Source organism: Streptomyces sp. S6 (genome assembly GCF_054880855.1).
Map to the genome: position 1 here is coordinate 1 of NZ_JBTYMC010000124.1, position 18,267 is coordinate 18,267.

16 protein-coding genes are annotated in these 18,267 nt (G+C 70.9%); 11 read left to right on the plus strand and 5 right to left on the minus strand.

Translation table 11 applies throughout. From position 1 onward, the window contains the following. The 4 genes from ACVNF4_RS18715 to groL all read left to right on the plus strand — a co-directional run. A partial coding sequence (locus ACVNF4_RS18715; protein WP_461803981.1) for a polysaccharide deacetylase family protein occupies positions 1 to 796 on the plus strand: 796 nt, incomplete at its 5' end. Next, on the plus strand, positions 793 to 1,620 hold the full coding sequence (locus tag ACVNF4_RS18720; protein WP_461803982.1) for a polysaccharide deacetylase family protein: 828 nt from the start codon (positions 793 to 795) through the stop codon (positions 1,618 to 1,620). The genes ACVNF4_RS18715 and ACVNF4_RS18720, both read left to right, overlap by 4 nt. A gap of 222 nt (positions 1,621 to 1,842) precedes the next feature. Beyond that, complete coding sequence (gene groES / locus ACVNF4_RS18725) at positions 1,843 to 2,151, plus strand: co-chaperone GroES (protein ID WP_010351749.1); 309 nt, start codon at positions 1,843 to 1,845, stop codon at positions 2,149 to 2,151. Positions 2,152 to 2,265: 114 nt separating this feature from the next. Next, positions 2,266 to 3,891, plus strand: a complete 1,626-nt coding sequence (gene groL, locus ACVNF4_RS18730; RefSeq protein WP_461803983.1) for a chaperonin GroEL — start codon at positions 2,266 to 2,268, stop codon at positions 3,889 to 3,891. A 113-nt stretch (positions 3,892 to 4,004) separates the two neighbouring features. On the opposite strand, the gene ACVNF4_RS18735 is transcribed toward groL, so the two are convergent. Both ACVNF4_RS18735 and ACVNF4_RS18740 read right to left on the minus strand, forming a co-directional pair. Then, complete coding sequence (locus ACVNF4_RS18735; protein ID WP_461803984.1) at positions 4,005 to 4,778, minus strand: SDR family NAD(P)-dependent oxidoreductase; 774 nt, start codon at positions 4,776 to 4,778, stop codon at positions 4,005 to 4,007. Positions 4,779 to 4,909: 131 nt separating this feature from the next. Further along, positions 4,910 to 5,578: an MOSC domain-containing protein gene (locus ACVNF4_RS18740; protein ID WP_461803985.1), complete on the minus strand. Its 669-nt coding sequence runs from the start codon at positions 5,576 to 5,578 to the stop codon at positions 4,910 to 4,912. A 93-nt stretch (positions 5,579 to 5,671) separates the two neighbouring features. On the opposite strand from ACVNF4_RS18740, the gene ACVNF4_RS18745 reads away from it, so the two are divergent. Continuing rightward, the gene (locus ACVNF4_RS18745) at positions 5,672 to 6,574 is read left to right on the plus strand and encodes a LysR family transcriptional regulator (RefSeq protein ID WP_461803986.1); all 903 of its coding nucleotides are present in this window, start codon (positions 5,672 to 5,674) and stop codon (positions 6,572 to 6,574) included. A 75-nt stretch (positions 6,575 to 6,649) separates the two neighbouring features. Here ACVNF4_RS18745 and ACVNF4_RS18750 read toward each other — a convergent pair whose 3' ends face one another. Next, complete coding sequence (locus tag ACVNF4_RS18750) at positions 6,650 to 6,976, minus strand: WhiB family transcriptional regulator (RefSeq protein WP_461803987.1); 327 nt, start codon at positions 6,974 to 6,976, stop codon at positions 6,650 to 6,652. A 380-nt stretch (positions 6,977 to 7,356) separates the two neighbouring features. Here ACVNF4_RS18750 and ACVNF4_RS18755 point away from each other — a divergent pair, with 380 nt between their 5' ends. From ACVNF4_RS18755 to ACVNF4_RS18770, 4 genes are all read left to right on the plus strand, one after another. Then, positions 7,357 to 7,968, plus strand: a complete 612-nt coding sequence (locus ACVNF4_RS18755; RefSeq protein ID WP_003948568.1) for a response regulator transcription factor — start codon at positions 7,357 to 7,359, stop codon at positions 7,966 to 7,968. A 456-nt stretch (positions 7,969 to 8,424) separates the two neighbouring features. Next, positions 8,425 to 9,012 carry a sigma-70 family RNA polymerase sigma factor gene (locus ACVNF4_RS18760; RefSeq protein WP_461803988.1) on the plus strand — a complete coding sequence of 196 codons (588 nt, stop codon included), beginning with the start codon at positions 8,425 to 8,427 and terminating at the stop codon, positions 9,010 to 9,012. A gap of 179 nt (positions 9,013 to 9,191) precedes the next feature. Then, complete coding sequence (gene guaB / locus ACVNF4_RS18765) at positions 9,192 to 10,697, plus strand: IMP dehydrogenase (protein WP_461803989.1); 1,506 nt, start codon at positions 9,192 to 9,194, stop codon at positions 10,695 to 10,697. Between the two features lie 115 nt (positions 10,698 to 10,812). Continuing rightward, positions 10,813 to 11,937, plus strand: a complete 1,125-nt coding sequence (locus ACVNF4_RS18770) for a GuaB3 family IMP dehydrogenase-related protein (RefSeq protein ID WP_461803990.1) — start codon at positions 10,813 to 10,815, stop codon at positions 11,935 to 11,937. A 663-nt stretch (positions 11,938 to 12,600) separates the two neighbouring features. On the opposite strand, the gene ACVNF4_RS18775 is transcribed toward ACVNF4_RS18770, so the two are convergent. Then, positions 12,601 to 13,800, minus strand: a complete 1,200-nt coding sequence (locus ACVNF4_RS18775; protein ID WP_461803991.1) for a nucleotide sugar dehydrogenase — start codon at positions 13,798 to 13,800, stop codon at positions 12,601 to 12,603. 223 nt (positions 13,801 to 14,023) lie between these two features. Here ACVNF4_RS18775 and ACVNF4_RS18780 point away from each other — a divergent pair, with 223 nt between their 5' ends. Further along, positions 14,024 to 15,730: a glycerol-3-phosphate dehydrogenase/oxidase gene (locus tag ACVNF4_RS18780; RefSeq protein WP_461803992.1), complete on the plus strand. Its 1,707-nt coding sequence runs from the start codon at positions 14,024 to 14,026 to the stop codon at positions 15,728 to 15,730. Positions 15,731 to 15,852: 122 nt separating this feature from the next. On the opposite strand, the gene ACVNF4_RS18785 is transcribed toward ACVNF4_RS18780, so the two are convergent. Then, positions 15,853 to 16,896, minus strand: coding sequence for a serine hydrolase domain-containing protein (locus ACVNF4_RS18785; protein ID WP_461803993.1), 1,044 nt, complete (start codon positions 16,894 to 16,896; stop codon positions 15,853 to 15,855). 347 nt (positions 16,897 to 17,243) lie between these two features. Between ACVNF4_RS18785 and ACVNF4_RS18790 the strand changes: the two genes are divergently transcribed. After that, on the plus strand, positions 17,244 to 18,267 hold a 1,024-nt coding region (locus tag ACVNF4_RS18790; protein ID WP_461803994.1), incomplete at its 3' end, for a serine/threonine-protein kinase.

The following is an 18,267-nucleotide window of genomic DNA, read 5'->3' on the forward strand; positions in this document are numbered from 1 at the left end:
GTTCGCCGGCCAGAAGGGCACCGCGGCACAGGCCCGCCCGCCCCTCTCGCCCACCGAACGCCTCCACGCCGAGCAGGCCGCCCGGGTCGCGGCGGCCCGGAAGTGGGGGCTGAAGAAGGTGCCGCTGACGGCCCCGCCCGCCCCCGCGAAGAAGCCGGTGATCACGACCCGTGACGGCTTCGAGGTCGACGACCACGAGGAACTGGGCCTGCCGCCGGTCTTCACGACCATTCCGGTCAAGGAGAAGGTCGTCTTCCTCACCATTGACGACGGCGCCGAGAAGGACCCGGCGTTCCTGCGCATGATGAGCGAGCTGAAGATCCCGTACACCGCGTTCCTCTCCGACTACCTCGTCAAGGAGGACTACGGGTACTTCAAGAAGATGCAGGACGCCGGCGTCGTCCTGAACAACCACACGCTCCACCACCCCTACCTCCCGGGTATGTCGTACCAGCGGCAGAAGCACGAGATCTGCGGCATGCAGGACGTCATCCAGAAGCACTACGGCAAGCGGCCCCTGCTCTTCCGGCCCCCGTTCGGGAACTACAACCGCGACACCCTGCGTGCCGCGAAGGCGTGCGGGGTGAAGTACGCCCCACTCTGGGACGAGGAGGTCTTCGTCGACCACTGGGAGTACCGCGAGTGGGACCGCGACCTCCACCCCGGCGACATCGTCCTGAGCCACTTCCGGGGCCGGGACGACTGGAAGGGCACGATGCCCGACATGGTCCGCCGGTTCCTGAACATGGTCACCGAGAAGGGGTACGCCGTGGGACGCCTGGAGGACTACCTGTGAGAACGCGGGGGCTGGTGGCGGGCGCCCTGCTCGTCGCCCTGACGCTCGTCAGCGGCTGCGCGCAGTCCGTCGACCCGATCGAACGGCTCGGCAAGAAGGCGGCGGAGCGGGTCCACGGGGCCCGTCCGGAGGTGGCCGCCGGACAGCCCGCGTACCGCCGCTGGGGGTTGACGAAGCCGCTGGCTCCCGCGCCGAAGAGGGGCATCACGAGGTCCCCCGGAAGTACTACGGGTACCCCCTCCCTCCCCCCGGTCCTCGACCACATCCCCACCCCCGACCCCGTCGTCTTCCTCACCTACGACGACGGCGCCGAACGCGACCCCCGCTTCGTCGACCTGGTCCGCGAACTCCGCCTCCCGGTCAGCATGTTCCTCACCGACAGCGTCGTCGGCCCCGGCTACGGCCACTTCGCGCGGCTCCGGGCCGTCGGCGCCAACCTCCAGAACCACACCCTCCACCACGCCGCCCTGCGCGGCCTCCCCTACCCGGGGCAGCGCGCGGAGATCTGCGGCCAGCAGGACAAACTCAAGGCCCGCTTCGGCCTGCGCCCCCGCTGGTTCCGCCCGCCCTACGGCACGTACGACGCGACGACCCTGCGCGCGGCGGCCGACTGCGGCGTCTCCACCGTCGTCCTCTGGCGTGCCGCCATGACCCCCGGGGGCCTCGTCTACACCCGTGGCTCCCGGCACCTCCTGCCCGGCGACATCGTCGCGATGGACTCCGACGAGGCGGGCGGCCCGACCCTCAGGGACCGGACCGTACGGGTACTACGGGAAGCCCAGGCGAGGGGACTCACGGTGGGGAGACTTGAGGACTACCGGTAGGACCTGAGGGCTACGGGCAGGGAAATACTCGGTCACCACGGCACCGGAATTAGCAGTCCGCTTGACCGAGTGCTAATCACGGTCATAGTCTCGGGTCTGGCACTCCCCACTGGAGAGTGCCAACGAAGCGACGGGCAGGTCCGGCACCCGCGACGACGGATCGGTCTGGTCGCCACCTCAGACAGTTAACCCCGTGAGATCTCCGAAGGGGGAGGTCGGATCGTGACGACCGCCAGCTCCAAGGTTGCCATCAAGCCGCTTGAGGACCGCATCGTGGTCCAGCCGCTCGACGCCGAGCAGACCACGGCCTCCGGCCTGGTCATCCCGGACACCGCGAAGGAGAAGCCCCAGGAGGGCGCCGTCCTCGCCGTGGGCCCGGGCCGATTCGAGAACGGCGAGCGCCTGCCGCTCGACGTCAAGGTCGGTGACATCGTCCTGTACAGCAAGTACGGCGGCACCGAGGTCAAGTACAGCGGCGAGGAGTACCTCGTCCTCTCGGCTCGCGACGTTCTCGCGATCATCGAGAAGTAAGACACCTCAGTTTTTTGAGCCGCGCCCCTGGCCCCGCGATCCCTTGATGGAGCCGGGCGCCAGGGGCGCGGCTTTTTTCTTACCCACAGATTTTCCGAGAGGGCACCCGCTGTCATGGCGAAGATCCTGAAGTTCGACGAGGACGCCCGTCGCGCCCTTGAGCGCGGCGTCAACAAGCTGGCCGACACGGTCAAGGTGACGATCGGCCCCAAGGGCCGCAACGTCGTCATCGACAAGAAGTTCGGCGCTCCGACCATCACCAACGACGGCGTCACCATCGCCCGTGAGGTCGAGATCGACGACCCGTACGAGAACCTCGGCGCCCAGCTGGTGAAGGAGGTGGCGACCAAGACCAACGACATCGCGGGTGACGGCACCACCACCGCCACCGTGCTCGCCCAGGCGCTGGTCCGCGAGGGTCTGAAGAACGTCGCCGCGGGTGCCTCCCCGGCGCTGCTCAAGAAGGGCATCGACGCGGCCGTCGCCGCCGTCTCCGAGGACCTCCTCGCCACCGCCCGTCCGATCGAGGACAAGGCGGACATCGCCGCCGTCGCCGCGCTCTCCGCGCAGGACACGCAGGTCGGCGAGCTCATCGCCGAGGCGATGGACAAGGTCGGCAAGGACGGTGTCATCACCGTCGAGGAGTCCAACACCTTCGGTCTGGAGCTGGACTTCACCGAGGGCATGGCCTTCGACAAGGGCTACCTGTCGCCGTACTTCGTGACGGACCAGGAGCGCATGGAGGCCGTCCTGGAGGACCCCTACATCCTCATCAACCAGGGCAAGATCTCCTCCATCCAGGAGCTGCTGCCGCTGCTGGAGAAGGTCATCCAGTCCGGTGGCTCCAAGCCGCTGCTGATCATCGCCGAGGACGTCGAGGGCGAGGCGCTCTCCACCCTCGTCGTGAACAAGATCCGCGGCACGTTCAACGCCGTCGCCGTGAAGGCCCCCGGCTTCGGTGACCGCCGCAAGGCGATGCTCCAGGACCTCGCGATCCTGACCGGCGCGACCGTCATCTCCGAGGAGGTCGGGCTCAAGCTGGAGCAGGCCGACCTCGACGTGCTCGGCACCGCCCGCCGCGTCACCGTCACGAAGGACGACACCACCGTCGTCGACGGCGCCGGCGACTCCGCCGACGTCACGGGCCGCGTCGCCCAGATCAAGGCCGAGATCGAGAACACGGACTCCGACTGGGACCGCGAGAAGCTCCAGGAGCGCCTCGCGAAGCTGGCCGGCGGCGTGTGCGTGATCAAGGTCGGCGCCGCCACCGAGGTGGAGCTCAAGGAGAAGAAGCACCGCCTTGAGGACGCCATCTCCGCCACCCGCGCCGCGGTCGAGGAGGGCATCGTCTCCGGCGGTGGCTCCGCGCTCGTCCACGCCGCGAAGGTCCTGGAGGACGGCCTCGGCAAGTCCGGCGACGAGGCGACCGGTGTCGCCGTCGTCCGCAAGGCCGTCGTCGAGCCGCTGCGCTGGATCGCCGAGAACGCGGGTCTTGAGGGTTACGTCATCACCTCCAAGGTCGCCGAGCTCGACAAGGGCCAGGGCTTCAACGCCGCGACCGGCGAGTACGGCGACCTGGTGAAGGCCGGCGTCATCGACCCGGTCAAGGTCACCCGCTCCGCCCTGGAGAACGCCGCCTCCATCGCCTCCCTCCTGCTCACGACCGAGACCCTGGTCGTCGAGAAGAAGGAAGAGGAGGAGCCGGCCGCCGGCGGTCACTCCCACGGCCACTCGCACTAGTCACTGACGCGAGCCGCACCGAAGCCCGGCACCCCTTCGCGGGGGTGCCGGGCTTCGGCCGTTCCCGGAACGGGGGAGGGGCACTCGCATCGGTGCCATGACGACGTTCCCTCCTACTGCGGCCCGTACTTGCGCCCCGTCTTCGAGGAGACCCCGCCCAGCAGTCCCCGGGGCGTCAGCTTCACGACCCCCATCAGCGCCTTGTACCGGGGATCCGGGATGGAGACGGTCCTGCCGCGAGCCAGGTCCTGCAACGCCGCGGCGACCAGTTTGTCCGCGTCCAGCCACATCCACCCCGGGATGTTGTCCGTCCCCATCCCCGCGCGCTCGTGGAACTCGGTGCGGACGAAGCCGGGGCACAGAGCCATCAGCCGGACGCCGCTGCCCTCCAGATCCTTGGCCGCCCCCTGCGTGAACTGCACGACCCACGCCTTCGACGCGCCGTAGGTGCCGCGCGGGAGGAAGGCGGCGACCGAGGCGACGTTCACCACGCCGCCGCGTCTGCGCTCACGCATCGCCTCGGTGGCGGCGGAGGTCAGCCGCAGGACGGCCTCGCAGTGCACCTTCAGCATCTTCAGCTCGTCCGCCATGGAGACGTCGAGATAGCGGCCCTTGTTGCCGAAACCGGCGTTGTTCACCAACAGGTCGACGGGGTTCTTGCGGTCCCCGAGGCGGGCGGCGACCGACTCGATACCGGCGTCCTCGGAGAGGTCCGCGGTGAGCACCTCCGCCTCGATGCCGTGCCGGTCGTGCAGTTCCGTCGCCTGTTCGCGCAGCCGTTTCGTGTCGCGCGCCACCAGCACCAGGTTGTGCCCGTCAGCGGCGAGCCGCCGCGCGAACGCGGCACCGATCCCCGCGGTCGATCCTGTGATCAGAGCCGTTGTCATGGCTGAAGAGTAGGCGGCCGAAGGACGCGCGTCCCCCTTCCGCAGGGGCTCTTCCCGCGCCGAAGAACCCCACGGCAACGGCTTGGTGACACTCCATCCGCCACTCTGGACAAAGCGGTCCTGACGTCGTTTCAGCCGCCGTGTTTCGCCATGTACTCCCGCGCCCGCTCCCTCCATTCCGGATGCAGTGCCTCACCCGCCGCCGACAGCCGCGGCAGCAGATCCCGCTCGGTGGTCACCGCGCGGAACGCGACCGCGACCGTCACGTCGTGGTCCGGGCGGTGGACGATCTCCAGCGGGTCGCCCGCGCGGATCTCACCCGGTTCGACCACCCGCAGATAGGCGCCCGGAGCGCCCTCGCGCGTGAACCGCTTGACCCACTGCCTCTCGCCCAGATGGCCCTGGAAGGTGAGGCAGGGAATCCGCCCGGAGGTGACCTCCAGGACCAGCTCCGCGCCGATCCGCCAGCGCTCCCCGATCAGCGCCCCCGACACGTCCACCCCCTCGGTCGTGAGGTTCTCCCCGAACGCCCCCGGCGCCAGCGGCCGGCCCAGGGCGCGCTCCCAGGCGTCGAGATCCTCCCGGGCGACCGCGTACACCGCCTGGTCGTTCCCGCCGTGGTAGCGCAGTTCGGCGATCTCGTCCCCCGCGAGACCGCTGCCGCCGGTCCCCTTCGGCCCCGGCGCCGACACCTGTACCGGCCCGGCCACCGGACGTTTGTCGATGCCGGTCAGCCCCTCGGGGTGATCGGTGTACGGAACGGGCGTCAGACGCCCCGCATTCACGGACAGAACCTTCATGCGTCCACGGTAGGCGGCCGGATCTCAAAGAGTCGAGATACTTCGGGCTGTCATACCCAAGAGCCACTTATGGCCAAGGCTATGCTCGCCCCCGTGCTCGAACCCCGTCACCTGCGTGTCCTGCGCGCCGTCGCCACCACCGGTTCCTTCTCCGCCGCCGGCCGCGCTCTCGGCTGCACCCAGCCGGCGGTCAGCCAGCAGATGAAGGCGCTGGAGACCGCCGTCGGCACCCCGCTGCTGGTGCGCGGCGGACGCGAGACGCGGCTCACCGAGGCGGGCGAGGCCCTGGTGCGGCACGCCGCCGGCATCCTCGCCGGGCTGACGGCCGCCGAGGAGGAGGTCGCGGCGATCGCCGGACTGCGCGCCGGCCGGGTCCGCCTGGTCTCCTTCCCCAGCGCCGGTTCGACGCTGGTCCCCACCGCCCTGGCCGCCCTGCGCGCCGCCCACCCCGGCACCCGCGTCTACCTGGAGGAGGCCGAACCCCCGGGCTCGGTGACCCTCCTGCGCGACGGCGACTGCGACGTGGCCCTGGCGTTCCGGTACGAGAACGCCGCGGCCGACGACGAGGAGTGGGCCGACCTCGTGGTGCGGCCCCTGCTGACCGACCGGCTCGTCGCGCTCGTACCGGAACGCCATGCCCTCGCGCGCGGGGCGTCCGTCGGGGTGGGCGACCTCGCGCACGAGCCGTGGATCGCGGGCTGTCCGCGCTGTCGCCGCCAACTGGTCCAGGCGTGCGAGAGCGCCGGGTTCACCCCGCGCATCGACTTCGCGACCGACGACCACCCTTCCGTCGTCGGCCTGGTCGCCGCGGGTCTCGGGGTCGCGGTGCTGCCCCGGTTGGCCCTGACGTCCGTTCGGCCGCGTGGCGTACGCGCGCTGGTGCTCGAACCGGCCGTCCGGCGCGAGGTCGTCGCGCTCACGCTGCCCGACCTCGCCCGGGTACCGGCGGTGGCGGCGACGCTGGACGAACTGGAGCGGGCCGTCGTACGGCGGTGAGCCGGGGCACACGCGCGTACCCCGACCCACCGGTCACACCGGTGCTTCCCCCCCCATCTGGGGAGAAACGTTCCTTCATGTGTTCGATACGGCGGCCGTCTCGACCGCCGCCGTGACGAGGCGGTTGCGTGCCCGCCCCATCAGCTCCTCGCGCTCGTCCTCGGTCAGCCCGCCCCACACGCCGTACGGCTCACGCACCGCCAGTGCGTGCGCCGCGCACTGCGCGCGGACCGGGCACCTCATGCAGACCTCCTTGGCCGAGTTCTCACGAGCGCTCCTGGCTGCCCCGCGCTCGCCTTCCGGGTGGAAGAAGAGCGAGCTGTCGACCCCGCGGCAGGCAGCGAGGAGCTGCCAGTCCCACAGGTCCGCGTTCGGTCCGGGAAGGCGGGAGAAATCTGCCATTGCGTGACCCCTTGTAGCCGTGCTGAGCGGATACGGTGCCTATGGACCGTACAACTACGATCTAAGGAGATGAAAATATGACTCATTGCGAATCTAGCCTCAGACACCACTGAAAGGGAAGAAAAGGGTCCAAATGGGGCGCCGGTTGTGATGAAACGGCGAGGGTCCGTTGCGCCTGTCTGCACCGTCCGAGCACCCTCACGTAGAGTGCCGAAGAGGCTACGCAGCCCCGTAACTCTTTCGAGTGACCATCGTTGAGAGTGGCGGAGGCGGTTGAAAACACAAAAGCTCGGGCGGGTGTCCGAGCCGGTCGACCGCACAGGTGAATACGTACCAGCCTGGAGGCACAAGGTGACGCGCATCAGCTGCGGAGGGCGGCCATGACTTCCGTCCTCGTCTGCGACGACTCCCCGCTCGCCCGAGAAGCGCTGCGCCGCGCGGTCGCGACCGTGCCCGGCGTCGAGCGCGTGACCACTGCTGCCAACGGCGAGGAAGTCCTCCGCCGCTGGGGCGCGGACCGCTCGGACCTGATCCTGATGGACGTACGCATGCCCGGACTGGGCGGCGTCGAGACCGTACGGCGGCTGCTGTCCGCCGACCCCGGTGCGCGCATCATCATGCTCACCGTCGCCGAGGACCTGGACGGCGTGGCCCTCGCGGTCGCCGCCGGAGCCCGCGGCTACCTGCACAAGGACGCGTCCCGCGCGGAGCTGCGCGCGACCGTCACCCAGGCGCTCGCCGACCCCACGTGGCGACTGGCCCCCCGGCGGCTCCGTTCGGCCGAGATGGGCGCTGCGCCGACGCTCACCGCGCGGGAGATCCAGGTGCTCGAAGGAATGAGCCACGGACGGTCCAACGCGGAGATCGGGCGCGAGCTGTTCCTCTCCGAGGACACCGTGAAGACGCACGCGCGCCGGCTGTTCAAGAAGCTGGGCGCGTCGGACCGCGCGCACGCGGTGGCGCTGGGCTTCCGGTGGGGGCTCGTCCGCTGAAGGCGGCTCCGCCGGCGGGACCGGACGCCTGCGAGGGCGGCGTGTTCTGCCGTCGGACGGGTGCGGGTGCGTCGTGGCTTGTCGCTCCCCGTGGCGGAGCCACCTGGCGGCACCGCTCCGCACCCCATACCGGTACTGCGCCTGGCGGCGTTTCCAGAGTCATCTTGGACACACTTCCCGTGCGCCGCGGTCGTTCGTCGCCCGCCGACTCTCCGCTGGTGAGCGGGGCGGTGGGGGGTCGTGCGCGTCGGCCGTACGGGGTGGGTCGCCCGAGGCGCGCTGCTCGTTTCGGCGGGGATGCCGCATGCTTGAGGGGTGGAGTTCCTCGGGGACGAGTCGGCCGAGCGGGAGGGGAGGGCGCGGGGGATGAGTTCCGGCGCACCTGCTCATAACGCTTCGGTGCACAACGAAGAACACGGCGCCACGGACGAGACGGCCGGAGTGCACCATGGACCGATGCGTGATGACGAGCCGGTCCGTGCCCAGGGGACGACCGGCGCCCTCGTCCACCGCGCGGTGGACGGCGACGAGCAGGCCACTCACGACCTGCTCGCCCACGTCCACCCGCTGGCCCTGCGCTACTGCCGTACCCGTCTCTCGCGCCTCCCCGGGGACGCGCGGCACTTCGTGGAGGACCTCGCGCAGGAGGTCTGCGTCGCCGTCCTCCTCGCCCTGCCGCGCTACCGCGACACCGGCCGCCCCTTCGAGGCGTTCGTCTTCGCCATCGCCGCCCACAAGGTCGCCGACCTCCAGCGCGCCGCGATGCGTCACCCCGGCTCCACCGTCGTCCCCTCCGACGAGATGCCGGAGCGGCCGGACGACTCCCTCGGCCCCGAGGAGCGCGCCCTGCTCAGCAGCGACGCCGCCTGGGCCAAGAAACTCCTCGCCAACCTCTCCGAGAACCAGCGGGAGCTGCTCCTGCTGCGCATCGCCGTGGGGCTGACGGCCGAGGAGACCGGCCAGATGCTCGGCATGTCGCCCGGCGCCGTCCGGGTGGCCCAGCACCGGGCCCTGAGCAGGCTGCGGGCGCTGGCGGAGCAGTGAGGTAAGGGGCGTCGGCCGGGATCACGCCCCTTACCGAGGGCTCCTTGGTTGAACAGGTCGCTCGTCAGTTCCGTACGAACATACGAAGCCCGAGGTCACCTCGTACCGTGGAATTTGCGGCCCCTGCTTCCCGTTAGCATGGACATCCGCACCGATCAAGGCCATTTGGGGAAGGTGTCATGACTGCCAACGTCGACGGAGTGCCCGACAAGTTCGCGACTCTCGGGTTGACCTACGACGACGTGCTGCTGCTGCCGGGAGCCTCCGAGGTCCTCCCGAACGCGGTCGACACCTCGTCCCGCATCTCCCGCAACGTCCGGGTGAACATCCCCCTGCTGTCGGCCGCCATGGACAAGGTCACCGAGTCCCGCATGGCGATCGCCATGGCCCGCCTCGGCGGCGTCGGCGTGCTGCACCGCAACCTGTCCGTCGAGGACCAGGTCAACCAGGTCGACCTCGTGAAGCGCTCCGAGTCCGGCATGGTCTCCGACCCGATCACGGTCCACCCGGAGGCGACCCTCGCCGAGGCCGACGCCCTGTGCGCGAAGTTCCGCATCAGCGGCGTCCCGGTCACCGACCCGTCCGGCAAGCTCCTCGGCATCGTCACCAACCGCGACATGGCCTTCGAGAGCGACCGCGCCCGCCAGGTCCGCGAGGTCATGACCCCGATGCCGCTGGTCACCGGCCACGTCGGCATCTCCGGCAGCGACGCGATGGAACTGCTGCGCCGCCACAAGATCGAGAAGCTCCCGCTGGTCGACGACGCGGGCGTCCTCAAGGGCCTCATCACCGTCAAGGACTTCGTCAAGGCGGAGAAGTACCCGAACGCCGCCAAGGACGCCGACGGCCGCCTCCTCGTCGGTGCCGCCGTGGGCGCCAGCCCCGAGGCCCTGGAGCGCGCGCAGGCGCTCGCCGAGGCCGGCGTGGACTTCCTGGTCGTCGACACCTCCCACGGCCACAACAGCAACGCCCTCAGCTGGATGGCGAAGATCAAGTCCAGCGTGAACGTCGACGTCATCGGCGGGAACGTCGCCACCCGCGACGGCGCCCAGGCCCTCATCGACGCCGGTGTCGACGGCATCAAGGTCGGCGTCGGCCCCGGCTCGATCTGCACCACGCGCGTGGTCGCCGGTATCGGTGTCCCGCAGGTCACCGCCATCTACGAGGCGTCCCTCGCCGCCCGCGCGGCAGGCATCCCGCTGATCGGCGACGGCGGCCTCCAGTACTCCGGCGACATCGGCAAGGCGCTCGCCGCCGGCGCCGACACCGTCATGCTGGGCTCCCTCCTCGCGGGCTGCGAGGAGTCCCCGGGCGAGCTGATGTTCATCAACGGCAAGCAGTTCAAGTCCTACCGGGGCATGGGCTCCCTGGGCGCCATGCAGTCCCGCGGCCAGGGCAAGTCCTACTCCAAGGACCGCTACTTCCAGGCCGAGGTCTCCGCGGACGACAAGCTCGTCCCCGAGGGCGTCGAGGGCCAGGTGCCCTACCGGGGCCCCCTCTCCAACGTGCTGCACCAGCTCGTCGGCGGCCTGCGCCAGACCATGGGCTACGTCGGCGCGGCCACCGTCGCCGAGATGGAGTCCAAGGGCCGCTTCGTCCGCATCACGTCGGCCGGTCTGAAGGAGTCGCACCCGCACGACATCCAGATGACGGTCGAGGCGCCGAACTACAGCCGCAGCAAGTAGGTCCACGCGCGCGTGCGGCTCGGCAAAGGCGGTCCCGGGAACTCCGGGGCCGCCTTTGTCATACCCGTCGGCGATACTGGGAGGCGCTGCAACGCAACAGGGAAAGGCCACAGACGTGACTGAGATCGAGATCGGGCGCGGCAAGCGCGGGCGTAGGGCGTACGCCTTCGACGACATCGCCGTCGTCCCCAGCCGCCGTACGCGGGACCCGAAGGAGGTCTCGATCGCCTGGCAGATCGACGCCTACCGCTTCGAGCTGCCGTTCCTGGCCGCCCCGATGGACTCGGTCGTCTCCCCGGCCACCGCGATCCGCATCGGCGAGCTGGGCGGCCTCGGCGTCCTCAACCTCGAAGGGCTCTGGACACGCTACGAGGACCCGCAGCCGCTGCTCGACGAGGTCACCGAGCTGCCCTCCGAGCAGGCGACGCGCCGCCTCCAGGAGATCTACGCCGCGCCGATCAAGGAGGAGCTGATCGGCCGCCGCATCAAGGAGGTGCGCGACGCGGGCGTGGTCACCGCCGCCGCGCTCTCCCCGCAGCGCACGGCCCAGTTCTCCAAGGCCGTCGTCGACGCGGGCGTGGACATCTTCGTCATCCGGGGGACGACGGTCTCCGCGGAGCACGTCTCCGGGTCGCACGAACCGCTCAACCTCAAGCAGTTCATCTACGAACTCGACGTCCCGGTGATCGTCGGCGGCTGCGCCACGTACACGGCCGCCCTGCACCTCATGCGCACGGGCGCGGCGGGCGTCCTCGTCGGCTTCGGCGGCGGCGCCGCGCACACCACGCGCAACGTCCTGGGCATCCGGGTGCCGATGGCGACCGCCGTGGCGGACGTCGCCGCCGCGCGCCGCGACTACATGGACGAGTCCGGCGGCCGGTACGTCCACGTCATCGCCGACGGCGGTGTCGGCTGGTCCGGCGACCTCCCCAAGGCGATCGCCTGCGGCGCCGACGCCGTCATGATGGGCTCGCCGCTCGCCCGTGCCACCGACGCGCCCGGCAAGGGGCACCACTGGGGCATGGAGGCCGTCAACGAGGAGCTGCCGCGCGGCAAGAAGGTGGACCTCGGGACCGTCGGCACGATCGAGGAGGTCCTCACCGGGCCGTCCCACACTCCCGACGGCTCCATGAACTTCTTCGGCGCGCTGCGGCGGGCCATGTCGACGACCGGGTACAGCGAGCTCAAGGAGTTCCAGCGGGTCGAGGTCGTGGTCGCGGATTCGCAGGACCGGCGGTAGCCGGTCGTACGACGCCTGAAGGGGCTGGTCGCCGCAGGTGCGGTGATCGGCCCCTTTTCGGTTTTCTTGAGGCTTGTGGTGGGGGGCGCGCGAAGTGAAATGGGGGGCGTGCGGTGGTGAACGGGGTTTGAGGGAAGGTTTCTGCTGATCGTCTGGCGATAGCGTCCTTCTCGTGGCGCTCCAGGTTTCTGACAGCGCCCCCTTCCAGGGATTTGATCCGGACCCCGTCCCCTCGGGGCCCGGCCCGATTCCCGACGAAGCCGTCCACCGGGCTACTGGGCGGTGCCGTGGAAGGGGGCGCCCATGGGCCGCCACCGCAAGCCCACCCGCTGGGACAAGGTCCGTCTTCGGATGGTCCAGTTCAAGAGGAGGTGGATCTTGCGGCTGTTCGGATGGTGAGTGGCCGCCCCCAAAGAAACTAGGGGCGGAACACCCATGAACCATCCGGGAGCCTGCCGCAGTACCCGCTGCGGTGGGCTCCCACCCTTTAGGCGTGATGGTGAATGGCCGTCCCTGCAAAGCCCAGGGGCGGACACCCCGTAGCCCATCCACGAGTCCACCTCAGTAGCCTGCTGTGGCCGACTCCGCCTGCCTCCAAGGTACTGGCCCTCGCCCGCCCCGCGCCACCAACCCCAGAAGTGCGCCCCTCTCGCACGCCCCCTTTCACAACCGATGCGCCGCCCCCGTAGGCGTCGCCCCCCGCGTGTCCAGCAGAAGCTGCGCCTTCACCGACAACCCCTGAAGGTCGTACGTCCGGTGCTGCTGGAGGAGGATCGTCAGGTCGGCGTCGGCGGCGGCCTCGTAGAGGGAGTCGGCGCGGGGGACGGGGCGGTCGAGGACGTTCCAGGAGGGGACGTGGGGGTCGTGGTAGCTGACGGAGGCGCCTAGCTCCATCAGGCGGACGGCGATCTCGCGCGCGGGGGTGTTCTGCTGGTCGGAGAGGTCCTGCTTGTAGGTGACGCCCAGGAGGAGGACGCGGGCGCCGCGCGCTGACTTGCCGTGTTCGTTGAGGAGAGCGGCGGCGCGCTGGACGACGTACCGGGGCATGCGGGTGTTGACCTGCTGGGCGAGTTCGACCATGCGCAGGGGGCCGCCGGGGTGGTCGAGGGGGACGGAGTGGCCGCCGACGCCGGGTCCTGGACGGAACGCCTGGAAGCCGAACGGCTTGGTCTCGGCGCACCGGATGACGTCCCAGAGGTCGACACCCAGACGGTGGCAGAGGATCGCCATCTCGTTGACGAGCGCGATGTTGACGTGCCGGAAGTTGGTCTCCAGGAGCTGCACGGTCTCCGCTTCCCGCAGCCCCCGCGCGCGGACGACCTTGTCGGTGAGCCGTCCGTAGAACGCGGCGGCGGACTCCGTGCAGGCGGGGGTGAGGCCGCCGATGACCTTCGGGGTGTTGGCCGGCGTGAAGGCGCGGTTGCCGGGGTCGACGCGGCTGGGGGAGTGCGCGAGGTGGAAGTCACGTCCCGCGCGCAGGCCCGAGGTCTCCTCCAGGAGGGGCCGCAGGAAGTCCTCGGTCGTCCCGGGGTGCACCGGCGATTCGAGGATCACGGTGGTGTGCGGGCGCAGGTGCCCGGCGAGGGTGCGGGCGGCCGACTCCACCGCGCCGAGGTCGAGTCCGCCGTCCGCGTCGCGCGGGGTGGGCGCGCAGATCACCGCCGTGCGGACGCGGCCGAGTTCGGCGGGGTCGGTGACGACGCGGAAGCCTCCGGCGAGCATCCGGCGCAGTTCGGCGGGGGTGAGGGAGCCGGGTTCGGGGCCGGTCCGGTAGCCGATGGTGGGGATGCCTGCGGCGACCGCGGCCTGGGCCAGGGGCAGGCCGAGGGGGCCGAGTCCGATGACGGCGAGATCTGCGGGCATGGCGTGGGCCGTCCTTCCCAGTCACCGAGAACGGTGGGGTTAACCGAAGCGGGGCGGGTACGCAAGCCCTGTGGACTGGACGAGCGAGCGCAATGTCAGACTAGGAGTAAATATGACCGATATGCGGGATTGGTTGGGTGTGTTGTCCACAGGTGTGGCCTGAGGCGGACAAGGCGGTCAGAATCTGAGCGGGGGGCGAGGTGATCGACGGCGGGAGGCGACGGTGAGGACAGCGACACTGGGACCGGTACAGCGTGCCGAGTCCCTGGCGGAGATGGCCGAGCGCGAGCTGGACGTGCTGGTCGTCGGGGCTGGAGTGGTCGGCGCGGGGACGGCCCTCGACGCCGTCACCCGGGGCCTGTCGACCGGCCTCGTCGAGGCCCGGGACTGGGCGTCCGGCACCTCCAGCCGCTCCAGCAAGCTCATCCACGGCGGCCTGCGCTACCTGGAGATGCTCGACTTCGCCCTCGTCCGCGAGGCCCTGAAGGAACGCGGCCTCCTCCTGGAGCGCCTCGCGCCACACCTCGTCAAGCCGGTGCCGTTCCTCTACCCGCTGCGCCACAAGGGCTGGGAGCGCCTGTACGCCGGTTCCGGCGTCGCCCTCTACGACGCGATGTCGATGGCCCGGGGCCACGGCCGGGGCCTGCCGGCGCACCGCCACCTGAGCCACCGTCACGCCCTGCGCGTCGCCCCCGCCCTGCGCAAGGACGCCCTCGTCGGCGCCCTCCAGTACTACGACGCCCAGATGGACGACGCCCGCTTCGTCGCCACCCTGGTCCGCACCGCCGCCTCGTACGGCGCGAAAGTCGCCAACCGCGCGCGGGTGACCGGGTTCCTGCGGGAGGGCGAGCGGGTCGTCGGCGCGCGCGTGCAGGACGTCGAGGCGGGCGGGGAGTACGAGATCCGGGCCCGGCAGATCGTCAACGCGACCGGGGTGTGGACCGACGACACACAGGCGATGGTCGGCTCGCGCGGCCAGTTCCACGTCCGGGCGTCCAAGGGCATCCACCTCGTCGTCCCGAGGGACCGCATCAACTCCTCGACGGGGCTGATCCTGCGCACCGAGAAGTCCGTGCTGTTCGTCATCCCCTGGGGGCGGCACTGGATCGTCGGGACGACCGACACCGACTGGGACCTCGACAAGGCGCACCCGGCCGCGTCCAGCGCCGACATCGACTACCTGCTGGAACACGTCAACTCGGTCCTCGCGACGCCCCTGACCCGGGACGACGTCGAGGGCGTGTACGCCGGACTGCGGCCCCTGCTGGCCGGCGAGTCGGACGCGACCAGCAAACTCTCCCGCGAGCACACCGTCGCCCACCCGGTGCCGGGGCTCGTCGTCGTCGCGGGCGGCAAGTACACGACGTACCGGGTGATGGCGAAGGACGCCGTCGACGAGGCCGTCCACGCGCTGGACCAGCGGGTCGCCGCCTGTGTCACCGAGGACGTCCCGCTGCTCGGCGCCGAGGGGTACCGGGCGCTGTGGAACGGGCGGGCGAGGCTCGCCGCGCAGGCCGGGCTGCACGTCGTGCGCATCGAGCATCTGCTGAACCGGTTCGGCGCGCTCGCGCAGGAGGTGCTGGACCTGATCGCCGGGGACTCCTCGCTCGGCGAGCCGCTCCAGGGGGCCGACGACTATCTGCGCGCCGAGGTCGTCTACGCCGCCTCCCACGAAGGGGCCCGGCACCTCGACGACGTGCTGACCCGGCGGACCCGGATCTCCATCGAGACCTTCGACCGGGGCACCCGCTGCGCCCGCGAGGTCGCTTCGCTGATGGCGCCGGTCCTCGGCTGGGACGCGGGGCAGGTCGAGCGGGAGGTTCAGCACTACGAGAAGCGGGTGGAGGCGGAGCGGGAGTCGCAGCGGCAGCCGGACGATCTGACGGCGGACGCGGCGCGGCTGGGGGCGCCGGACATCGTGCCGTTGTGAGAGAGCGGGGACTTGAGGGCCGCTCGGGGTGGGTCGGGGTGGGGTCGGGGCGGCTCGGGCTCGGGCGACATCACCCGGACGAGTGACCCCCTGCCGGGATCTCTGCCCGGCTCCCCGCCGTTCTACGGGTATCGCGGGCAGAACTCGGCGGAGAGCAGGGCCGGTTCGAGGTCGGGGGAGGCCGGCGTGGTGGTGTTCACGCGGAAGGTGAGGGTGTGCCGGCCGCCGAGGGTGGCCGCGGTGCGCACGTAGCTGCCGGAGATACGGCCGTCGTGCCCCCACACCGTGACACCGCAGGGCAGCTTCGTGGGGAACAGGCCCATGCCGTACAGGCCGTGTGCGGCGCGGGTGTCCAGCATCTCGCGCAGCCGGCGCGGGGGCAGGAGCGTTCCGGACAGGAGTGCCGAGTAGAAGCGGTCGAGGTCGGCGAGCGTGGTCACCAGCTCGCCGGCGGCCCCGGCGACGCGAGGGTCGAGATCGGTGACGTCGGAACCGTCGCTCGCGTAGGCGCGGCCGTGAGGTGAGGGAAGAGTCGTACGGGAGCCAGGGAAGGAGGTGCCTGCCAGACGGAGCGGAGCGATGATGCGGCGCTCGGCCTCGGCGGCGTAGGAGCGGCCGGTGACCCGGTCGACGACCAGGCCGAGCAGGACGTAGTTGGTGTTGGAGTAGGAGAAGCGGCCTCGGTCGGCCGGAGGGTGGGTGAGGGCCAGACGAACGGCTTGCAGAGCGGTGACGGGGACGGTCCCCCGGGTGTCCCGGGTGAAGTCGTACAGGCCGCTGGTGTGGGTGAGCAGGGAGCGCAGGGTCAGCGCGCGGCCGTCGTTGCCGGCTCCCCGCACCAGTCCGGGCAGGTACCGCTCCACCGGGTCGGACAGCGACAGGCGGTGCTCCGCGGCCAGTTGGAGCACCACGGTGGCGACGAAGGTCTTTGTGACGCTGCCGGCGCGGAAGTGGTCGTCGCGGGAGATCCCGGTCCCGGCGGACGCGTACCGGCTGCCGCCCGTGTCCTGCGCCAGGAGGGCGGCGGCCGGTGCCTTCCCCCGGGAGACCAGCAGGGGCAGCAGGGACTGCGGGGACGGGTCGACCGTCGCGCGGGAACCGGCCGTCGCGAGTTCCAGAAGAAGGAGGGCGACGGCCACGACCAGCAGGCTCCGGGGCGGTGGCATCGCGGGTCCTCCTCAGGTGGTGGGGGCCATGATGCAGGCCGCAGATGGGGGTGAGGTGAGACGGCGATGGGGGAGGCGTGGGGTTGACGTGACGGTCGCGGGCAACTGGCCCTGGGCGGTGGAGAGTTCAGCCGCTTCGGGGGCCGGTGCGGTGAATGTCCGGGTGGGTGTGGCGGGTTGACGGAGGTCGGTGGCGCGGAAGGGAGGTGAGGGTGGCTGAACTGCGGTGTACCTATTGGCCGGAATGTGGAGGGGAGGGGTGCGAGGAGAGGGGGGTCTGGGCGTCGGGCACTTGGCGGGTAGGGGACAATGAAGGCTCTGTCAGGGCGGGTTGCATGAGGGGACGCATGTCGGAGGCGGAGCGGGCGGGGACATCTCGTCAGGACAAGAGCGCACGTCTCCTCGCCGGGCGGTACCGGCTGGGAGGCGTACTCGGCCGCGGCGGCATGGGGACGGTGTGGCGTGCCGAGGACGAGACGCTCGGGCGGACCGTCGCCGTCAAGGAGCTGAGGTTCCCGTCGAGCATCGACGACGAGGAGAAGCGCCGGCTGATCACGCGGACGCTGCGCGAGGCGAAGGCCATCGCGAAGATCCGCAACAACAGCGCGGTGACCGTCTTCGACGTGGTCGACGAGGACGACCGGCCGTGGATCGTCATGGAGCTGGTCGAGGGCAGGTCGCTCGCCGAGGTCATCCGTGAGGACGGCCTGCTCACGCCCCGGCGCGCGGCCGAGGTCGGGCTCGCGATCCTCGACGTGCTGCGGGCGGCGCACCGCGCGGGGATCCTGCACCGGGACGTGAAGCCGTCGAACGTGCTGATCGCCGAGGACGGCCGGGTCGTCCTCACCGACTTCGGGATCGCACAGGTCGAGGGCGACCCGTCCATCACCTCGACGGGCATGCTCGTCGGCGCCCCCTCCTACATCGCCCCCGAGCGCGCCCGCGGCCACAAGCCGGGCCCCGCGGCGGACCTCTGGTCGCTGGGCGGCCTGCTGTACGCGTCGGTCGAGGGCGCCCCGCCGTACGACAAGGGCTCCGCGATCGCGACCCTCACGGCCGTGATGACCGAGCCGCTGGAGGAGCCGAAGAACGCCGGCCCCCTGCGGGACGTCATCTACGGGCTGCTGACGAAGGACCCCCTGCGACGGCTCGACGACGCCGGCGCGCGGGCGCTGCTGGAGAAGATCGTCTACGCGCCGGAGCCCGAGACGACGCAGTCGATGGACCGGACGCAGATCGTGCCGATCGCGGCGGCGCCCGAGACCCCCGCGAAACCGGCCGGGAAGGCGCGGCCCGAGACGAAGGCGACGGTCGGCGCGGGAGTCCCCGCCGCGCGGACCGCGAGCGGCGGGCCCGTCCCGGCGACCGCTC